The following is a 3,602-nucleotide window of genomic DNA, read 5'->3' as shown; positions in this document are numbered from 1 at the left end:
GCGGATCACATTAATAAAAAAAGCCAGGCGACGTCCTACTCTCCCGCTTAACGCAGTACCATCGGCGCTGAAGGGCTTAACTTCCGTGTTCGACATGGGAACGGGTGGATCCCCTTCGCTAAGGTCACCTGGCAATAATTGCCTTATTTACGGTCGTCATCGGGAGGTACCCCTCCGACTTCCTTTGTCCAAGCTACTCACAGATCGGCAAAGCCGCCTGTTCGTATTGAACGCTTCGTGCGTTTACCTTTTGGTAAACTATGTTGTGTGTCTTTCGACTGTAGAGCACATCGGCCGTTTGTACACGGCCCGTTAAGGAAAAGGAGCACTCAATAATATGGTCAAGCCTCTCGACCTATTAGTACCGGTCAGCTCAACATGTTACCATGCGTAGACCGCCGGCCTATCAACCAGATCTTCTCTCTGGGGTCTTATGTCACCTTAAAGGTGATGGGATGTCTCATCTCGAGGGGGGCTTCCCACTTAGATGCCTTCAGCGGTTATCCCGGCCGAACTTGGCTACCCAGCACGTACCCTTGGCAGGATAACTGGTACACCAGAGGTTCGTCCATTCCGGTCCTCTCGTACTAAGAACAGATCCTCTCAAACATCCAACGCCTGTGGCAGATAGGGACCGAACTGTCTCGCGACGTTCTGAACCCAGCTCGCGTACCGCTTTAAATGGCGAACAGCCATACCCTTGGGACCTGCTCCAGCCCCAGGATGCGATGAGCCGACATCGAGGTGCCAAACTTTGCCGTCGATATGAACTCTTGGGCAAAATCAGCCTGTTATCCCCGGAGTACCTTTTGTCCGTTAAGTGACGGCCCTTCCACTCAGAACCGCCAGATCACTAAGACCTACTTTCGTACCTGCTCGACATGTACGTCTCGCAGTCAAGCAACCTTGTGCCTTTGCACTCGTACGTTGATTTCCAACCAACGCGAGGTTACCTTCGCGCGCCTCCGTTACTCTTTTGGAGGCGACCGCCCCAGTCAAACCGCCCACCTGACATTGTCCAGTGCCCAGGTTCATGGACACCGTTAGAAATATAACCGGCAAAGGGAGGTATTTCACCAACGACTCCTCGCAGCCTAGCGACCACGACTCTCAGTCTCCCTCCTATCCTACACATCACAGGCCACATTTCAATGCCAAGCTGCAGTAAAGGTTCACGGGGTCTTTCCGTCTAACCACAGGTAATCGGCATCTTCACCGATACTTCAATTTCACCGGGTTTCACGTTGAGACAGCGTTCAAGTCGTTACACCATTCGTGCGGGTCGGAACTTACCCGACAAGGAATTTCGCTACCTTAGGACCGTTATAGTTACGGCCGCCGTTTACCGGGGCTTCAATTCGACGCTCTCACATCTCCTCTTAACCTTCCGGCACCGGGCAGGTGTCAGTCCCTATACTTCATCTTGCGATTTCGCAGAGACCTGTGTTTTTGGTAAACAGTCGCTTGAACCTTTTCTCTGCAACCCCAAACAAACTTTGACATCCATTCAGGGCCACACTTCTCCCGAAGTTACGTGTGTATTTTGCCGAGTTCCTTAACGTGAATTCTCCCGAGCGCCTGAGAATACTCTTCCCGCCTACCTGTGTCGGTTTGCGGTACGGTCCCCTACAGCATATCTTTAGAAGTTCTTTCTCGGCACCTTGACTCCACCAGCTTCGATTCCCCGTAGGGTCTCTCGCCTTAACACCTCACCTCTCTGTGCGGATTTGCCTACACAGATCATCAGCTTAGTGCTTAGACCGGGACTACCATCGCCCGGCCCGGCTTCGCCTCATGCGTCACTCCATAAGTCCTGTAAGAGGTACGGGAATATTAACCCGTTTCCCATCGACTACGCCTTTCGGCCTCGCCTTAGGGGCCGACTAACCCTTGGGCAGATTACCTTAACCCTGGAATCCTTAGGCTTTCGGCGGACAGGGATCTCACCTGTCTTTTCGTTACTCATGCCTGCATTCTCTCTTCCATCCCATCCAGCATGTCTTCCAACACACCTTCATCTGTACATGGAATGCTCCTCTACCCCTGATAGTAAACTATCAAGCCGTAGCTTCGGTACTATGCTTAGCCCCGTTACATTGTCGGCGCACAACGACTCGACCAGTGAGCTGTTACGCACTCTTTAAAGGTATGGCTGCTTCTAAGCCAACCTCCTGGCTGTCTTCGCCGTTGCACTTCCTTTTCCACTCAAGCATAGTTCTGAGACCTTAGCTGACGGTCTGGGCTGTTTCCCTTTCGACCACGAATCTTGTCACCCGTAGTCTGACTCCCGCGCATCATTTAGCCGGCATTCGGAGTTTGACTGAGTTTGGTACCCGGTGAAAGGCCCTAGCCCAATCAGTGCTCTACCTCCGGTAAACTAACGCAAGGCTAGCCCTAAAGCTATTTCGAGGAGTGCCAGCTATCTCCGAGTTTGATTAGCCTTTCACTCCTATCCACACCTCATCCCTGCCTTTTTCAACAGACTAGGGTTCGGTCCTCCACTCTGTGTTACCAGAGCTTCAACCTGGACATGGATAGATCACTCGGCTTCGGGTCTACCACATGCTACTATACGCCCTGTTCAGACTCGGTTTCCCTCCGGCTTCGGTTCTTCTAAACCTTAACCTCGCAACATACGGTAACTCGCAGGCTCATTCTACAAAAGGCACGCCATCACCCCGCTACTAAATTACTCAAATTGTTTTCTTACTCTCTCAAGAAGATACCTTTTTACTCGTCCATCGTGCTTGAGTTTACGCTCCCGTTCTCTTGCACTATGTTCACTAAGATACGCTTCATAGTATACCAGTTCCCATTCCCTTCCTTTTGTGGAAGCATTTTCACCGGCATTATGCTGTAATACTCGACGTTCTATGTTGTTCGTATATCCAACATAGGTATCTTTTTGATTCCTCTTATTAAACAGTACATATACGTAATACATTTTACTGTTCCTTCTTTTGAGTAATTTAGTAGCGGGGCTCTGACCGCTTGTAGGTCCACGGTTTCAGGTTCTATTTCACTCCCCTCCCGGGGTGCTTTTCACCGTTCCCTCACGGTACTATTCGCTATCGGTAGCTGTTTCGTATTTAGCCTTGGAGGGTGGTCCCCCCAGATTCAGACAGGATTCCTCGTGTCCCGTCCTACTCAGGTACGCACTCATCTGCACTTCCATTTTCAGATACGGGGCTTTCACCCTCTCTGGCCGGCTTTTCCAATACCGTTCTCCTAATTTCCATGCACACTTTACTGTACGCCCTACAACCCCGAAGTGCACGCACTTCGGTTTAGGCTCTTGCCCGTTCGCTCGCCGCTACTCAGGCAATCTCATTTGATTTCTCTTCCTCCGGGTACTTAGATGGTTCAGTTCCCCAGGTATCGCTCCACTGTGCTAGTTTATTCACACAGCAGTGACAGAGAGTCTACTCTGCCGGGTTACCCCATTCGGTAATCCCGGGATCATCGGATGTTTGCTCCTCCCCCAGGCTTTTCGCAGCTTACCACGACCTTCCTCGCCGAACAGCTCCAAGGCATCCTCCGTGGACCCTTATTCGCTTGACCATATTAGTTTGTGCTCCTTCCTCTATTGCTGCGGTCGCCGC

The 3,602-nt window shown here is 51.2% G+C and carries 2 rRNA genes; both read right to left on the bottom strand.

From position 1 onward, the window contains the following. Positions 1-22: 22 nt before the first annotated feature. Positions 23-132: ribosomal RNA gene (rrf, locus tag B4O97_RS19005) — 5S ribosomal RNA — on the bottom strand. A gap of 205 nt (positions 133-337) precedes the next feature. After that, positions 338-3,561: ribosomal RNA gene (locus B4O97_RS19000) — 23S ribosomal RNA — on the bottom strand. Between the last annotated feature and the right edge of the window lie 41 nt (positions 3,562-3,602).

Source organism: Marispirochaeta aestuarii, assembly GCF_002087085.1.
In the GTDB taxonomy this organism is placed as follows: Bacteria; Spirochaetota; Spirochaetia; order JC444; family Marispirochaetaceae; genus Marispirochaeta; species Marispirochaeta aestuarii.
This window is presented reverse-complemented; position numbering and strand designations above follow the sequence as displayed.